At 73.1% G+C, this 13,052-nt stretch carries 16 protein-coding genes; 7 read left to right on the plus strand and 9 right to left on the minus strand.

What is annotated here, in order from left to right:
• Positions 1-26: 26 nt before the first annotated feature.
• From AB0I79_RS37830 to AB0I79_RS37855, 6 genes are all read right to left on the minus strand, one after another.
• The gene (locus AB0I79_RS37830) at positions 27-1,187 is read right to left on the minus strand and encodes a HAMP domain-containing sensor histidine kinase (RefSeq protein ID WP_357884116.1); all 1,161 of its coding nucleotides are present in this window, start codon (positions 1,185-1,187) and stop codon (positions 27-29) included.
• Positions 1,188-1,195: 8 nt separating this feature from the next.
• Positions 1,196-1,852: a response regulator transcription factor gene (locus tag AB0I79_RS37835; RefSeq protein ID WP_357884118.1), complete on the minus strand. Its 657-nt coding sequence runs from the start codon at positions 1,850-1,852 to the stop codon at positions 1,196-1,198.
• 94 nt (positions 1,853-1,946) lie between these two features.
• Positions 1,947-2,540: a response regulator transcription factor gene (locus AB0I79_RS37840; protein WP_357884120.1), complete on the minus strand. Its 594-nt coding sequence runs from the start codon at positions 2,538-2,540 to the stop codon at positions 1,947-1,949.
• Complete coding sequence (locus tag AB0I79_RS37845) at positions 2,537-3,766, minus strand: histidine kinase (protein WP_357884122.1); 1,230 nt, start codon at positions 3,764-3,766, stop codon at positions 2,537-2,539. The genes AB0I79_RS37840 and AB0I79_RS37845 overlap by 4 nt, the downstream gene beginning before the upstream one ends.
• Positions 3,763-4,482 (minus strand): ABC transporter permease, encoded by a 720-nt coding sequence (locus AB0I79_RS37850; RefSeq protein ID WP_357884124.1) that lies wholly within the window; start codon positions 4,480-4,482, stop codon positions 3,763-3,765. The genes AB0I79_RS37845 and AB0I79_RS37850 overlap by 4 nt, the downstream gene beginning before the upstream one ends.
• The gene (locus AB0I79_RS37855; RefSeq protein ID WP_357884126.1) at positions 4,482-5,372 is read right to left on the minus strand and encodes an ABC transporter ATP-binding protein; all 891 of its coding nucleotides are present in this window, start codon (positions 5,370-5,372) and stop codon (positions 4,482-4,484) included. Before AB0I79_RS37855 ends, AB0I79_RS37850 begins: the two co-directional genes overlap by 1 nt.
• Positions 5,373-5,487: 115 nt before the next feature.
• Between AB0I79_RS37855 and AB0I79_RS37860 the strand changes: the two genes are divergently transcribed.
• The 4 genes from AB0I79_RS37860 to AB0I79_RS37875 all read left to right on the plus strand — a co-directional run bounded on the left by AB0I79_RS37860 (position 5,488) and on the right by AB0I79_RS37875 (position 8,548).
• Complete coding sequence (locus AB0I79_RS37860; protein WP_357884417.1) at positions 5,488-5,763, plus strand: MMPL family transporter; 276 nt, start codon at positions 5,488-5,490, stop codon at positions 5,761-5,763.
• Positions 5,764-5,811: 48 nt separating this feature from the next.
• On the plus strand, positions 5,812-6,699 hold the full coding sequence (locus tag AB0I79_RS37865) for a hypothetical protein (RefSeq protein WP_357884128.1): 888 nt from the start codon (positions 5,812-5,814) through the stop codon (positions 6,697-6,699).
• Between the two features lie 73 nt (positions 6,700-6,772).
• Entirely contained in the window at positions 6,773-7,642 is an 870-nt protein-coding gene (locus AB0I79_RS37870; RefSeq protein ID WP_357884130.1) for a hypothetical protein, read from the plus strand.
• A gap of 21 nt (positions 7,643-7,663) precedes the next feature.
• Positions 7,664-8,548 (plus strand): hypothetical protein, encoded by an 885-nt coding sequence (locus AB0I79_RS37875; RefSeq protein WP_357884132.1) that lies wholly within the window; start codon positions 7,664-7,666, stop codon positions 8,546-8,548.
• A 24-nt stretch (positions 8,549-8,572) separates the two neighbouring features.
• Here AB0I79_RS37875 and AB0I79_RS37880 read toward each other — a convergent pair whose 3' ends face one another.
• Both AB0I79_RS37880 and AB0I79_RS37885 read right to left on the minus strand, forming a co-directional pair.
• Positions 8,573-9,703, minus strand: a complete 1,131-nt coding sequence (locus tag AB0I79_RS37880) for a UDP-N-acetylglucosamine--N-acetylmuramyl-(pentapeptide) pyrophosphoryl-undecaprenol N-acetylglucosamine transferase (protein WP_357884134.1) — start codon at positions 9,701-9,703, stop codon at positions 8,573-8,575.
• Positions 9,704-9,707: 4 nt separating this feature from the next.
• Complete coding sequence (locus AB0I79_RS37885) at positions 9,708-10,571, minus strand: formylglycine-generating enzyme family protein (RefSeq protein WP_357884136.1); 864 nt, start codon at positions 10,569-10,571, stop codon at positions 9,708-9,710.
• Positions 10,572-10,676: 105 nt separating this feature from the next.
• Between AB0I79_RS37885 and AB0I79_RS37890 the strand changes: the two genes are divergently transcribed.
• The 3 genes from AB0I79_RS37890 to AB0I79_RS37900 all read left to right on the plus strand — a co-directional run bounded on the left by AB0I79_RS37890 (position 10,677) and on the right by AB0I79_RS37900 (position 12,388).
• On the plus strand, positions 10,677-10,910 hold the full coding sequence (locus AB0I79_RS37890; RefSeq protein WP_357884138.1) for a hypothetical protein: 234 nt from the start codon (positions 10,677-10,679) through the stop codon (positions 10,908-10,910).
• Between the two features lie 106 nt (positions 10,911-11,016).
• Complete coding sequence (locus tag AB0I79_RS37895; RefSeq protein WP_357884140.1) at positions 11,017-11,973, plus strand: Ppx/GppA phosphatase family protein; 957 nt, start codon at positions 11,017-11,019, stop codon at positions 11,971-11,973.
• 58 nt (positions 11,974-12,031) lie between these two features.
• Complete coding sequence (locus tag AB0I79_RS37900; RefSeq protein WP_357884142.1) at positions 12,032-12,388, plus strand: hypothetical protein; 357 nt, start codon at positions 12,032-12,034, stop codon at positions 12,386-12,388.
• 180 nt (positions 12,389-12,568) lie between these two features.
• Here AB0I79_RS37900 and AB0I79_RS37905 read toward each other — a convergent pair whose 3' ends face one another.
• On the minus strand, positions 12,569-12,988 hold the full coding sequence (locus AB0I79_RS37905; RefSeq protein WP_357884144.1) for an ATP-binding protein: 420 nt from the start codon (positions 12,986-12,988) through the stop codon (positions 12,569-12,571).
• Positions 12,989-13,052: the final 64 nt, after the last annotated feature.

The following is a 13,052-nucleotide window of genomic DNA, read 5'->3' on the forward strand; positions in this document are numbered from 1 at the left end:
GCCGGGACGTCCCGCCTCCGGGCAGGTCAGGGCGCGGACCCGTCGGCGGGCAGCTCCACCGTGATCGTCAGCCCGCCCTCGTCGCGCGGCCTGGCCAGCACCGTGCCGCCGTGCGCCTCCGCGATCACCCGGACGATCGACAGCCCGAGCCCGCTGCCCCGATCCGACCGCAGCCGGTCCCCGTGCAGCCGCCGGAACGGCTCGAAGATCGTCTCGATCTCGTACGGCGGCACCTGCAACCCGGTGTTGGCCACGACCAGCTCCACCCGGTCGGCCCGCCCGCGCGTCGTCACCCACACCTCGCCCTTCGGGTGGTTGTGCCGGACGGCGTTCTCCACCAGGTTCTGCACGAGCCGCTCCACCAGCACCGCCTCGCCCGCCGTGGGCGCGGAGTCCAGCAGCCGGTGGATGGTCACCTCCCGCTCGGCCGCCTCGCCCGCCGCCTGGTCGAGCACGTGCTCGGCCACGTCCGTCAGGTCGAACGGCCGCCGGTCCAGCACCGCCTGCTCGCCCTCGGCCAGCGCGAGCAGGCCGTCGATGAGCCGCTCGTGCCGGGCGTTGACCAGCAGCAGCGACTCGCCGAGCCGCTTGACGTCGTCGGTCGCGTCGGGCCGCCGCACGGCCACGTCCACCAGCGTGCGGTTGATCGTCAGCGGGGTGCGCAGCTCGTGGGCGGCGTTGGCGACGAACCTGCGCTGGCCGTCGAACGAGCGGGCCAGCCGGGTGTGCATCGTGTCGAAGGTGTCGGCCAGCTCCTTGATCTCGTCGCGCGGCCCCTCGAACCCGATCCGCTGCTTCAGGTCCTGACTCAGCAGGACACGCTGCGCCGTGTCGTTGACCGACCTGAGCGGGCGTACCACCCATCCGGCCGACCGCCAGCCCAGCCCGAAGGCGAGCCCGGCCCCGCCCAGCACGCCGGCGGCGCCCCAGACGCGGACGTTGTCCAGCGTGTCGGCCTGGTAGACGGCGCGCACCTGGTCGGCCCGCTTCCTGGCGACCTCGTACTGCTGGGAGAAACGCTCGAACCAGCCGGGGCCGTATTGCGCCGGCACGTCCACCTGGATGTGCGCCGGCGTGAGCAGGCCGTTGCGGTACTCGAGGCTCTGCCGCACCACGAAGTGGACCACGGCCAGAACGGCCACGCCGAGCACCAGGAACACGCCGGCGCAGGCCAGGGCGAAACGCATGCGCACGCTCATGGGATGCGGTACCCCGAGCCGGGCACGGTCTCGATGACCTGGGGTTCGCCGAGCTTCTTGCGCAGCTTCATCATCGTCGTGCGCACCGTGTTCGTGAACGGGTCGATGTGCTCGTCCCACACCTTCTCCAGCAGCGTCTCCGCCGACACCACCGCGCCCTGGGCCCGCAGCAGCTCGGCCAGCACGCCGAACTCCTTGCGGGCCAGCGGCACGTACCGGCCGTCGCGGAACACCTGCCGGTGGGCCCGGTCCAGCCGCACCCCCGCCCGCTCCAGCATCGGCGGGTCCGCCTTTCGCGCCCGCCGCCCCAGCGCGTGCACGCGCGCCACCAGCTCCTCGAACGCGAACGGCTTGGGCAGGTAGTCGTCGGCCCCCAGCGACAGCCCCGCCACCCTGGCCCGCACGTCGGACGCCGCCGTCAGCATGAGCACCCGCACCAGCCAGCCGTGCTCCACCACGGCCCTGCACACCTCGTCGCCGTGCGTGCCCGGCAGGTCCCGGTCGAGGACCAGCACGTCGTAGTCGTGCACCCCGAGCCGCTCCAGCGCCGACTCCCCGTCGTAGGCGACGTCCACGGCCAGCGCCTCTCCGCGCAGACCCTCGGCGATCGAGTCGGCGAGCATGCGCTCGTCCTCGGCGATCAGAACACGCACCGCGCCCCCCAAGATCTTCAAATGCCGTTCAGTGTGGTGGGACCGGCATAACGCCGGCATAACCACCTCATCCGGCAGGCTAGCGGTGTTTGCGTCAGAGCCAGCCGCGATCCTCCGCCACCCGTACGGCCTCCGCGCGGTTGCGCGCCCCCGTCTTGCCGATGGCCGACGACAGGTAGTTGCGCACCGTGCCCTCCGTCAGGAACAGCCGCCTGGCGATCGCCGCCACGGTCGGCTCGCCGGCGGCCACGCGCAACACCTCGGCCTCCCGCTGGGTGAGCGGGCTCGGGCCGGTGGTCAGCGCCGTCACGGCCAGCTTGGGATCGATGACCTGCTCGCCGGCCATCACCCGGCGCACGGCCGCGGCCAGCTCGGCGGCCGGGGCGTCCTTGACCACGAACCCGGCCACGCCCGCCTCCAGCGCCCTGCTGAGGTAGCCGGGCCGGCCGAACGTGGTCACGATGATCACCTTGCGGTCGCGCAGCCGCTCGGCGACCTCCAGGCCCGACAGGCCGGGCATCTCGATGTCGAGCAGGATCACGTCGGGGTCGTGCGCGCGCGCCGCCGCGGGCACCTCGTCGCCGCGGCCGACCTCCGCCACCACCTCGATGTCGTCCTCCAGGCCGAGCAGCGCGGCCAGCCCGCCCCTGACGAGGTCCTGGTCGTCGGCGATGAGCACCCTGATCATGAGGTCTCCACCGGGACCTGCGCGTACAGGCGGTACCCGCCCTCGGGCAGCGTGCCGACCTCCAGGCGCCCGCCCGCGGCGCCGATCCGCTCGGCCAGCCCGGTCAGCCCGTTGCCCCTTCCACCGGCCTGCCCGCTCAGCCCGTCGCCCCTTCCGCGGGCCTGCCCGGTCAGCCCGGCCTGCCCGGTCAGCCCGGCCTGCCCGGTCAGCCCGGCCGGTCCGTCGCCCCTTCCCCCGGCGTCACCGGCGGGGCGGCCGTCGTCGCGGACCTCCACCGCCGCCGAGGTGCCGTTCACCCGCAGGCGGATGTGGCAGCGGCGGGCGCGGCTGTGGCGCAGCACGTTCGTGGCGGCCTCCCGTACGGCCCAGGCGAGCTCGGCCTCGGCGGCGGCGGGGATGGGCCCGTCGGCGGGGGAGACCGCCACCTCGATCCCCGCCACCCCCAGGTTGCGGGTGGCGCTCTCCAGCTCCTGCGACAACGACGGCGCGCGATACCCGGCGATGGCGTGCCGCACCTCGTCCAGCGCCCGCCGCGCGGCCTGCTCCACCTCGGTCATCTCGCGGGCCGCCCGCCCGGGGTCGGCCGGGGCCAGGCGGGCGGCGAGCTGGCTCCTGATCGTGATCGAGGTGAGCGTGTGCCCCAGGGTGTCGTGCAGGTCCCTGGCGAAGCGCAGCCGCTCGTTCTCCACGGCGAGCTGCGCCACCTCGACGCGCGCGGTGTTCAAGCGGGCCACGAGCAGGCCCATGTGCTTCATCGCCCACACGGCCATGGCCTGCGCCGCGATGACCAGCGGCACCCACCACACCTGCGCCGGCGGCGCGCCGGACGCCAGCAGCGCCAGCACCTCCACCGCCGCCGTCACGGCCGCCGCCGCGGCGAAGGCCGGGGTGCGCAGCGACGCGGCGAGCGCGCTGATCGCGAACACGAACGACACGTACGCCCACGGCGCCCCGAACAGCGGCAGCAGCGCCAGCCCCGACCCCGTCAGCCCCGCCAGCGCCCACGGCCGCGGCGTGCCCGCCCGCGGGCCCAGCATCCGCCACATGATCACCAGCCAGCAGGCCGCGAACACCGCCACCAGCCCCAGCGCCGCCACCACCGCGAGCGGCCCCGGCCCGGTGGCCAGGAACGACCAGAGCGGCCAGCCGGCCAGCAGCAACCAGGCGCCGGAGCCCACCCGGGCCGCCGTCCGGCCCCTGCCGGCATCGAACTCCGCCACCGTCATGGTGCCCGACGGTAACGCCACAGGGCCAGCGCGGCGAACAGCAGCGTCCACGCCGCCAGCACGGCCAGCGACGAGCCCGCCGGCGCCAGGCCGTCCAGCGCCCGCCAGCCCAGCGACCCGGCCGCGTAGGCCGGGCTGAGCTCGGCCACCGCGCGCATCCCCGCCGGCATGGCCTCCACCGGCAGCCACAGCCCGCCCAGGACCGCCAGCAGGAAGAAGACGATCGTCATGGCGAGGGTCGCGGCCTGCCCCTTGATCGAGTAGCCGAAGGCCGTGCCGAGTGCCGCGAACGGCAGCACGCCCACCCAGATCAGCACCGCCAGCAGCGGCCACGTGCCGAGCGGCAGCCGCACGCCCGACAGCAGCGCCCCGCCGGCCAGCACCACGAGGATGCTCGGCAGCACCGCGACCGCGCCGCTGACCAGCTTGGCCGTCACGTAGCCGTGCGCGGGCAGCGGCGTGATCGCGAGCTGCGCCAGCCACCCCTTCGAGCGCTCCAGCGCGATGGCGCCCCCGATGAACAGCGCGCTGCCCATCGCGCCGTACGTCGCCATCGACACCATCGTGTACGCCGCGAAGTCGCCGATCCCCCGCGGCGCCACGTTGAGCACCCGCGTGAACACCAGGTAGAGCCCGAGCGGGAAGAACGTCGTCATGACCAGCCCCACCGGGTTGCGGAAGCCGCGCATCAGCTCCAGCCTCAGGTACGCCCCCATCAGCCACGCCCTCCCGTCAGGCTCACGAACGCGCTCTCCAGATCCGTGCTCTCCACCCGCACGTCCCTGACGTCGTCGAACATCGCGAACAGCCCGCGCAGCGTCGCGTCCGAGTCCTTCGTGCGCAGCGACACGGACCGGCCCTCCACGCTCACCTGCAGCACCCCCGGCAGGATCTCCAGATCGGACAGGTCCGCGTCGTAGAGGGTGCAGCGCACCTCGTTGCCGCCGACCAGCGACTTCACCGTGGCCACGGAGCCGTCGGCGACGACCCTGCCGCCGGCCAGCAGGACGACCCGGTCGGCGTAGTCGTCGGCCTCCGCCAGGTAGTGGGTGGCGAAGACGGCGGTACGACCCTGCCCGGTCATGGCCCGCACCTCCTGCCACAGGGCGCGGCGCCCCTCCACGTCCAGGCCGACCGTCGGCTCGTCCAGCACCAGCAGGTCCGGATCGCCCACCACGCACAGCGCGAACCGCACCCGCTGCCGCTGCCCGCCCGACAGCCGCCCGACGTGCTGCCCGGCGAGGTCCTCGACGCCCGCCGCCCGCATCGCCCGCCCGGCCGGCATCGGCTTCGGGTACATCCCGGCGACGGCCCCCACGAGCTCGCCCACCCGTACGTCCTCCAGCAGCCCGGACTCCTGCAGCAGCACCCCGACCCGCCCCGCCCGCAACGCCTCCAGCGGCGCCCGGCCGAGCACGCTGACGGTGCCCGAGCCGGGGGCGCGCAGGCCGAGCGCGATGGACAACAACGTGCTCTTGCCCGCCCCGTTCGGGCCGAGCACCGCCACCGTCTCGCCCTCGCCGACCTCCAGATCGACGCCGGCCAGCGCGGTGACCGGGCCGTAGTCCTTCGTCACGGCCCTCATCTCCAGTGCGCTTCCAGTCATGCGACCAGCGTGCGGGAACGCGTCGTGGCGGGAGTAGTGCCGTACGTCAGCCGGGCCGGCATGACGAACGTCATGGGTACGGCGGCAGGGGTACCCCGGATACCGCGCCGGCGGTATCGCCCACCCGCGCCCTCGCGGCCGGGCTCGCCAAGACGGCGAGGTCATCACCGCCGCGGCCACGATCATGTTCTGCGTGTTCGCCGCGTTCGGCGCGTTCGACGATCGCGCGCTGCGGGTCATGGGCGCCGGGCTGGCGGTCGCGGTGCTGGTGGACGCCACGGTGGTGCGCCTGGTTCTGGTGCCCGCCGCCATGGAGGTGATCGGTGAACGCAACTGGTGGTTCCCTGAACTGACCTTTCGGAGGCTGACACCGAGGCGTAATCGTACGTAATATCCAGACATCACGAGCGTTGGGGGCGCCAGGGTGCCAGGACAGAACGTGGGTGTGGTAGTAGATCCGCAGGTGCCACGCGAGGTGGCCGGTCTGTTACGCGCCAACGCCCCCTTACTGTCCAGGGTGAGAGCCGGATGGCGGCCCCCCGCGTCCGCCTCGCCGGCCCGCCGCGGCAACCCTTCCAGCGCGCTGCTGCTGGCCGCCACCCCTCTGGTGATCGCGCTGATGGCCGTCCTGCTGGCCTCGCAGGCCACGGCGGCCGGGTTCGTCCTGCTCGGCACGTACGTCTTCATCGTCCTGGTGAAGATCGCGTCCATGAGCGAGACCCCCGAGGACGAGCGGCCGCAGGATCGCGGCGTCTACGAGCAGGCCCGCTGGTACGACGGCCGCTACCTGCTCCCCGAGGACTTCGACCACGACGCCAGGCTCGTCCTGGCCAGGGCGCAGCGCGCCATCGGGTCGGTGCTGCGCTCGCACGTCAACGCCGAGGGCCTGCTCGACGACGCCCGCAACGCGGTGATGCTGCCCGCCCAGGAGTGGGAGATCGCCCGCCTGCTGGCCAAGCTGTCGGCGCTGCGCCTGGAGCACCGCGAGCTGCTGGCCAGAGGCATCGCGCCCGAGGTGGCCGCGGTGATCGAGCCGCTCGAACGGGCCCTGGTCAACAGCGAGGCCGCCGTGGTCGCCCGCGTCGAGGCGCTGGAACGGTACGCCGGCCACGTCGCCGAGGCCGAGCGCGCCTACCACGCCCGCGGCCAGATCGAGGAGCTGCGCGCCCGCCTGCCGCGCTACGAGGAGCTGCTCGCCGAGGCGGGCGCCGACCGGCTCGGCGTGGCCGAGATCGAGCGGCTGGCCGAGGACGCCGACGTGCTGGAGCGCACCTTACGCCGCAGCGTCGAGTCCGCCCACGAGGCGTTCCGATACCTGGAGAGCTGACCACTCGGAAAGAACGTGACAGAGGATCGATAAGGTGCCCGGACGTCATGCGAAGGTGATAGTCGATCCGGCGGTGCCCGAAGACGCAGCGGCCCTGCTGCGTGACAACCGCAAACTTCTCCTGCGCGTCCAGTCGGGCTGGGCGCCCCCGCGCGGAGGGCGCTCTCCCGCGGTGAGCGCCGCGGCCAGGCTGGTGGCCGCCGTGACGGCCCTGGCGGCGGCGGTGTACGGGCTGGCGCTGTTCGTCGCCGAACGCTACCCGCCCTTCGTGGTGATCATGATCGGGTCGGCGCTGCTGATGGTCAGCGTCCTGCTGCGGCCCCGGCCCGACGCCGAGGTGGCGCGGCGGCGTGCCAGGGAGCGCGAGGTGTACGAGGCCGCCCGCCGTCACGAGGGCCGCTACGTCGTCCGCGACCGGCTCGACGATCCCGCCAGGGGGCTCATGGCCCGCGCCCAGGCCGCCATCGACCAGGTGATGGACTCGAGCGTCAACGCCGAGGGCCTGCTCGACGACGCCCGCAACGCGGTGATGCTGCCCGCCCAGGAGTGGGAGATCGCCCGCCTGCTGGCCAAGCTGTCGGAGCTGCGCGCCGATCACCAGGAGGTCGTCTCCGAGGGCGTCATCCCCGAGGTGGCCGCCGTGGCCGCGCCCCTCGCCCACGCCCTCGACAGCAGCCAGGAGGCGGTGCTGGCCCGCGTCGAGGCCCTGGAACGGTATGCGGGGCACGTGGCCGACGCCGAGCGCGCCTACCGCGCCAGGAACCAGATCGAACGCCTCAGCGCCAAGCTGCCCCGCTACGAGGAGCTGCTCGCGGAGTCGGGCGCGGACGGCTCGGCGGTGCCGGAGCTGAGCCGGCTGTCCGACGACGCCGACCGCCTCGAACAGGCGCTGCGCGAGAGCGTCAGCTCGGCGCACGAGGCTTTTCGCCACCTTGATGGCTGACTTCGCTTAGGATCCGGATTCGTGGCGGATGTGGTAGTAGACCCCGAAGTACCACCCGACGACGCCCGGCTTCTCAGGGAGAGCCGTCAGGTCCTGATCAAGATGCGCCAGGGCTGGACACCCCAGCCACGACGGTCGGTCTCCAGCGCCCACCACCGCATGATGGCGGGGTTCGGCGGAGCGGTCCTCTTCGGGCTGCTGCTGGGCTTCGGCTCGTTCACCAGCGGTCTCGGGCTGCTGATGCTGGTGCTGTTCGGCATCCCGCTGATGATCGTGCTGTTCGTGCGCAACGACCTCCCCGAGGAGGACGACGACGCCTACGAGCGCGAGGTCTACGAGCAACTGCGCTGGTACGAGGGCCGCTACGTGCTCACCGACGACCTCGACGAGTCCTCGGCCCGGCTCCTGGCCCGCGCCCAGCACGCCATCGCCACCGTCACCGGCTCCCGGGTCAACGCCGAGGGCCTGCTCGACGACGTGCGCAACGGCGTGATGCTGCCCGCCCAGGAATGGGAGATCGCCCGCCTGCTGGCCAAGCTGTCCGCGCTGCGTACCAAGCACAGGGAGACCGTCTCGCAGGGGCTCACCCCCGAGGTGGAGGCCGTGGCCCGGCCGCTGGCGCGGGCGCTGGACAGCAGCGAGGAGGCCGTGCTGGCCCGGGTCGAGGCGCTGGAACGGTACGCGGCCAACGTCGCCGACGCCGAGCGCGCGTACGTGGCCCACCACCAGATCGAGGAGCTGCGCAGCCGCGTGCACCAGTACGAGGAGCTGGTGGCCGAGACGGGGGCCGACGGGTTCGCCGTGCCGGAGCTGGAGCGCCTGGCCGCCGACGCCGACCGCCTGGAGCAGGCGCTGCGGCGCAGCGTCAGCTCGGCACAGGAGGCCTTCCGCCACCTGGAGCCCTGAGGGACCTCAGGTGGCGGAAGGCGCTCAGGCGTGGTGGGCGGCCTGCAGCAGCACGTCGCACAGGGCGTCGGCGGCGTCCACGCGGCCCAGCTTGGCCGCCGCGTGGCCCATCGCCTGCCGCAGCCCGGGGTCGGCCAGCAGCGGCATCAGCTCGGCCAGCAACATCTCGGCCGTGGGGTGCGGCTCCAGCAGCGCCCGCGCCGCGCCCGCCGAGGCCAGGTAGCCGGCGTTCTTGCGCTGCTCGTCACCGCCGGTCGGGATGAGCGGGATCAGCACCGACGGCTTGCCGATGGCGGTCAGCTCCGACACCGTGCCCGCCCCGCTGCGCGAGATCACCACGTCCGCCGCGGCGAACAGGTCGGCCAGCTCCCCGCCCACGTACGGCACCGGGTGGTAGCGGTCGGCCAGCCCCGGCGGCAGCGCCACGGCCCGCATCTGGTCGATCCACGCGGGCCCGCACTGGTGCACGATCTGCGCGTGCGGCAGCAGCCGCGGCAGGATCTCCGCGATCAGCGTGTTGATCTGCTTGCTGCCCTGCGCGCCGCCGGTCACGTAGATCAGCGGCACCTCGAACGTCAGCCCGAACAGGTCGTAGGCCGCCGCCCGGTTGCCCTGCAGCAGCTCGGGCCTGATCGGGTTGCCCGTCACCACGGCCTTCGAGCGGGCCGAGGCGGGCAGGTACTGCAGCGACGACTCGTGCGAGAGCGCGATCCTGGTCGCCAGCCTGGCCAGGATGCGGTTGGCCAGGCCCACGACCGTCGTCTGCTCGTGCATCACCAGCGGCCGGCGGATGATCTTGGCCGCCACGCCGATGGGCACCGCCACGTAACCCCCCGTCGACAGCACCACGTCGGGCAGGTAGCGCGCCGCGTGCCCGATCGCCTGCAGCACCCCGACCGGGATGCGGAACACGTCGGCGATGTTGGTGCCCAGCTCCTTGAGGTTCGGACGGCGGCGCAGCTTGCCCGTGGTGATCGCCTTGAACGGGATGCCGTGCTCGGCGGTGATCCGCGCCTCCAGTCCGTTGGCGGTACCCACCCAGAGCACGTCGTGCGGCACCTGGCGTCGCTGGACGGCCGACAGGGTCGTCAGAGCCGGATAGGTGTGACCACCGGTGCCGCCGCCGGTGATCAACAGTCGCAGGGTTCGTGACATGCGATCAGATTAGGGCCGCGCAGCGGAACCCGGTGTGCCCGGTCGAGGAGTCGGGCGTGTTAGAGGTGCGCGCGGCCACCCGGTAGCGGTTGCAGTAGGAGTCGTGGCACAGGTACGACCCGCCGCGGATCACCTTGGCCGTGCCCTCGGCCGGACCGGCCGGGTTGTCGGCGAACGGCTCCCACTCCACGCCCCACCAGTCGGCGGTCCACTCCCACACGTTGCCCGAGACGTTGTAGAGGCCGTAGCCGTTCGGCTGGAACGACTTGACCGGCATCGTCCCCTTGCTCGGCGCCGTCGGGAAGCGGCCCTGCCAGATGTTGCACCGCTGCCGCCCCTTGGGCGCCAGCTCGTCGCCCCACGGGTAACGCCTGCGCTCCAGCCCGCCCCTGGCCGCCATCTCCCACTCCGCCTCGGTGGGCAGCCGCTTGCCGGCCCACGCGGCGTACGCGGTGGCGTCGTTCCACGAGACGTGCACCACGGGGTGGTTCTGCCGGTCGCCGACCGTCGAGCCGGGGCCTTCGGGGGAGCGCCACGCGGCCCCCTCGACACCCGCCCACCAGGGGGCGCCCGGCACCGTGGCCTCCATCACCCCGGCCGTGGCGAACTGGCGGAACACGAACGACCAGCCGATCCGCTCGGCCTCGGTGACGTACCCGGTCTCCTTGACGAACGTGGCGAACTGCGCGTTCGTCACGCACGCGGGGTCGATCCAGAACGGGTCGACCCGCACCTCGCGCACCGGCCCCTCGCCGTCCTCGGGGCGCCCGTCGGGGTCGTCGCCGCCCATGAGGAACGTCCCCCCGGGGACGCGCACCATGCCTCGCGGCGGCCCGCCGGGCGCGGGACGCCGCGCGACGATCTCCACGGCCTCCTTGACCTGCCCGGCGGCGGGGTCGCGGCTCGGGCCACAACAAGCGCTCAACAATCCCCCCAACGTGTCACGACACCAAGGAAGGGTAGTCCCTCCAACATGCCCACGATCACGCGCCCGGCCCGGTCGACACCCGCCGAGGCGCCGGCCGTGGCCCCCACGCGCGCCCTGCCCGCCCTGGTGCGGGGCGTCGTCATGCCCCGGCCGCCCAGGGTGCGCCCGGCGGCGCTCACGGGCGCCGGCCGTCACGCGATCGGGCTGCTGGGCCGGCTGCGCGGGGGCGGACCTGCCGCTGTTCGCCTCGGCCACCCTGCTGGGCGCACTCCTGCGTGAGTGCTCAGTCACCCCGTCCGTCACGTTGGAGGATCCCGTGCCCGTCGCGCTCGACCACTTTCGACTCAGTTTCGCCGTAAAAGCCGCAGACCGGTAGCTTTCTGTCATGCGACTCGGCGTGCTGGACATCGGCTCGAACACCGTCCATTTACTGGTCGTCGACGCCCATCGCGGCGCCCGGCCCATGCCTGCCTACTCCCACAAGGTCGACCTACGCCTCACCGAGCACCTCGACAAGGACCAGAAGCTCGGCAGGGACGGCATCGAGCGGCTCGGCAGCTTCGTCGAGGAGGCCGTGCACCTCGCCGAGGACAAGGGGGTGGAGGACCTGCTGGCCTTCGCCACCTCGGCCGTGCGCGAGGCCGCCAACGGCGAGCAGGTGCTCGCCGAGATCGACAAGCGCTGCGGCGTGCACATCGCGGTCCTGTCCGGCCGCGACGAGGCCAGGCTGACGTTCCTGGCCGTGCGGCGGTGGTTCGGCTGGTCGTCGGGGCGGCTGCTGGCCTTCGACATCGGGGGCGGCTCGCTGGAGATCGCCGCCGGGGTGGACGAGGAGCCCGACGTGGCCGTGTCGCTGCCGCTGGGCGCGGGGCGGCTGACGCGCGACTGGTTCACCGGTGACCCGCCGGCGGCGGACGAGGTGCGCAAGCTGCGCAAGCACGTACGCGCCGAGATCGCCCGCACGGTCGGCGACGTCGTCAGGTACGGCCAGGCCAACCGGGCCGTGGCCACGTCGAAGACGTTCAAGCAGCTCGCCAGGATCGCCGGGGCGGCCGCCTCCAGCGAGGGCCCGTACGTCTCGCGCTCGCTGTCGCGCCAGGACATGGCCGACTGGGCCGCCAAGCTCACCTCCATGAAGTCGGCCGAGCGGGCGCAGCTCTCCGGCGTGTCCGAGGGGCGGGCGGCGCAGCTCGCGGCGGGGGCGCTGGTCGCCGACGCGGCCATGGACCTGTTCGAGGTGGACCGGCTGGAGGTGTGCCCGTGGGCGCTGCGCGAGGGAGTGATACTGCGCCGGCTCGACCTCCTGCCGGGGCGGCTGGATCAGCTCAACGGGTCAGAGTAAGGTCGATATATCCCCATCCATTGGCATAAAGCGCTGGTGGGCGGGCATTTTCCGCCGAATGATGACAGTGCTCGGCGCGATCGGATCCCTGGCAGTCGTCCTCCTCCTCTTCGTCCTGGCCGTGCTGCTCGTCTCGGCCGTCGCGATGGTGACGCTGCTGGCGATGGCCGCCTCGACCACCCACTGGAGGAGCCTCTGGAGGCGGCTGACCCGGCGGGGGCCCAGGCTGGAGCTGAAGCTCAGCGGGGAGACGGTGCCCGAGCGGCGGCGGGCGGAGCTGAGCGGTGGCGAGCCACGGGTGCGCCGCCGCTTCCTGCTCGGCGGCGCGCGGCCCAGGGAGCCGAGGCGGGGCGGCGGCGCCCTGCGCGGCTACCGCCTGCACCGGCAGCCGGCCGAGCGCCGCACCGGGGTGTAGGAGGCCCGCGGCAGGTGCCGCACCGGAGTGGTGGAGCCATCCGCGGCAGGCGCCGCATCAGGGTGCGGGAGTCCGCGGCAGGTGCCGTTCCGGGGTTCAGGAACCCCGGAACGGCACCGCACCGGGACCCGGAGGTCCCGGTGCGGCCCTGAAATCCGGCAGCGGTTCCGCCATGAGGCCTCAGGTGGCCATGAGGTGCTGCCCGGCCGCGCCCGGCGCGTAGCGCAGGCGCTTCTCCAGGCAGACCACCGATCCGTGCTCCTGCCGGTTGGTGAATCGGATGTCGTCGGCGAGCGCTCGCATGATCTGCAGCCCGCGCCCGTGCTCGGAGCCCGGCTCGGGCTCGGCCACGTCACGAGGGTTGAATCCGTCGCCGTTGTCGACCACCTTGATCACGCACAGGTGGTCGTGGACGGACGCGCTGACCGTGTAGTCGTCGCTGGGCCCCGCATGCTTGATCACATTCGAGCACGCCTCGGTGAGCATCAGCTCGATGTCATCTCGGACCTGCGGCTCGACGCCGAGCGACCGCAGCGTGCCGTCCAGCATCTGCCTGATCAGCGGGACGCTCGCCGCATCCCTGGGCAGTCGGAGCGCCATCGTAGCCTCCACTGCGCCTCCTCCCGTCTGGATGCGTGCGAGACCTCTGCCCTCGAATCCGTGT

Origin of the sequence: Nonomuraea sp. NPDC050202, from assembly GCF_040656115.1 — a bacterium.
In the GTDB taxonomy this organism is placed as follows: domain Bacteria; phylum Actinomycetota; class Actinomycetes; order Streptosporangiales; family Streptosporangiaceae; genus Nonomuraea.

Coding starts and splice junctions, on each gene's coding strand:
- AB0I79_RS37830 (WP_357884116.1), bottom strand. CDS start 1,187: ATGCGTTTCGCCCTGGCCTGCGCCGGCGTGTTCCTGGTGCTCGGCGTG.
- AB0I79_RS37840 (WP_357884120.1), bottom strand. CDS start 2,540: ATGATCAGGGTGCTCATCGCCGACGACCAGGACCTCGTCAGGGGCGGG.
- AB0I79_RS37845 (WP_357884122.1), bottom strand. CDS start 3,766: ATGACGGTGGCGGAGTTCGATGCCGGCAGGGGCCGGACGGCGGCCCGG.
- AB0I79_RS37850 (WP_357884124.1), bottom strand. CDS start 4,482: ATGGGGGCGTACCTGAGGCTGGAGCTGATGCGCGGCTTCCGCAACCCG.
- AB0I79_RS37855 (WP_357884126.1), bottom strand. CDS start 5,372: ATGACTGGAAGCGCACTGGAGATGAGGGCCGTGACGAAGGACTACGGC.
- AB0I79_RS37880 (WP_357884134.1), bottom strand. CDS start 9,703: ATGTCACGAACCCTGCGACTGTTGATCACCGGCGGCGGCACCGGTGGT.
- AB0I79_RS37890 (WP_357884138.1), top strand. CDS start 10,677: ATGCCCACGATCACGCGCCCGGCCCGGTCGACACCCGCCGAGGCGCCG.
- AB0I79_RS37895 (WP_357884140.1), top strand. CDS start 11,017: ATGCGACTCGGCGTGCTGGACATCGGCTCGAACACCGTCCATTTACTG.
- AB0I79_RS37900 (WP_357884142.1), top strand. CDS start 12,032: ATGATGACAGTGCTCGGCGCGATCGGATCCCTGGCAGTCGTCCTCCTC.
- AB0I79_RS37905 (WP_357884144.1), bottom strand. CDS start 12,988: ATGGCGCTCCGACTGCCCAGGGATGCGGCGAGCGTCCCGCTGATCAGG.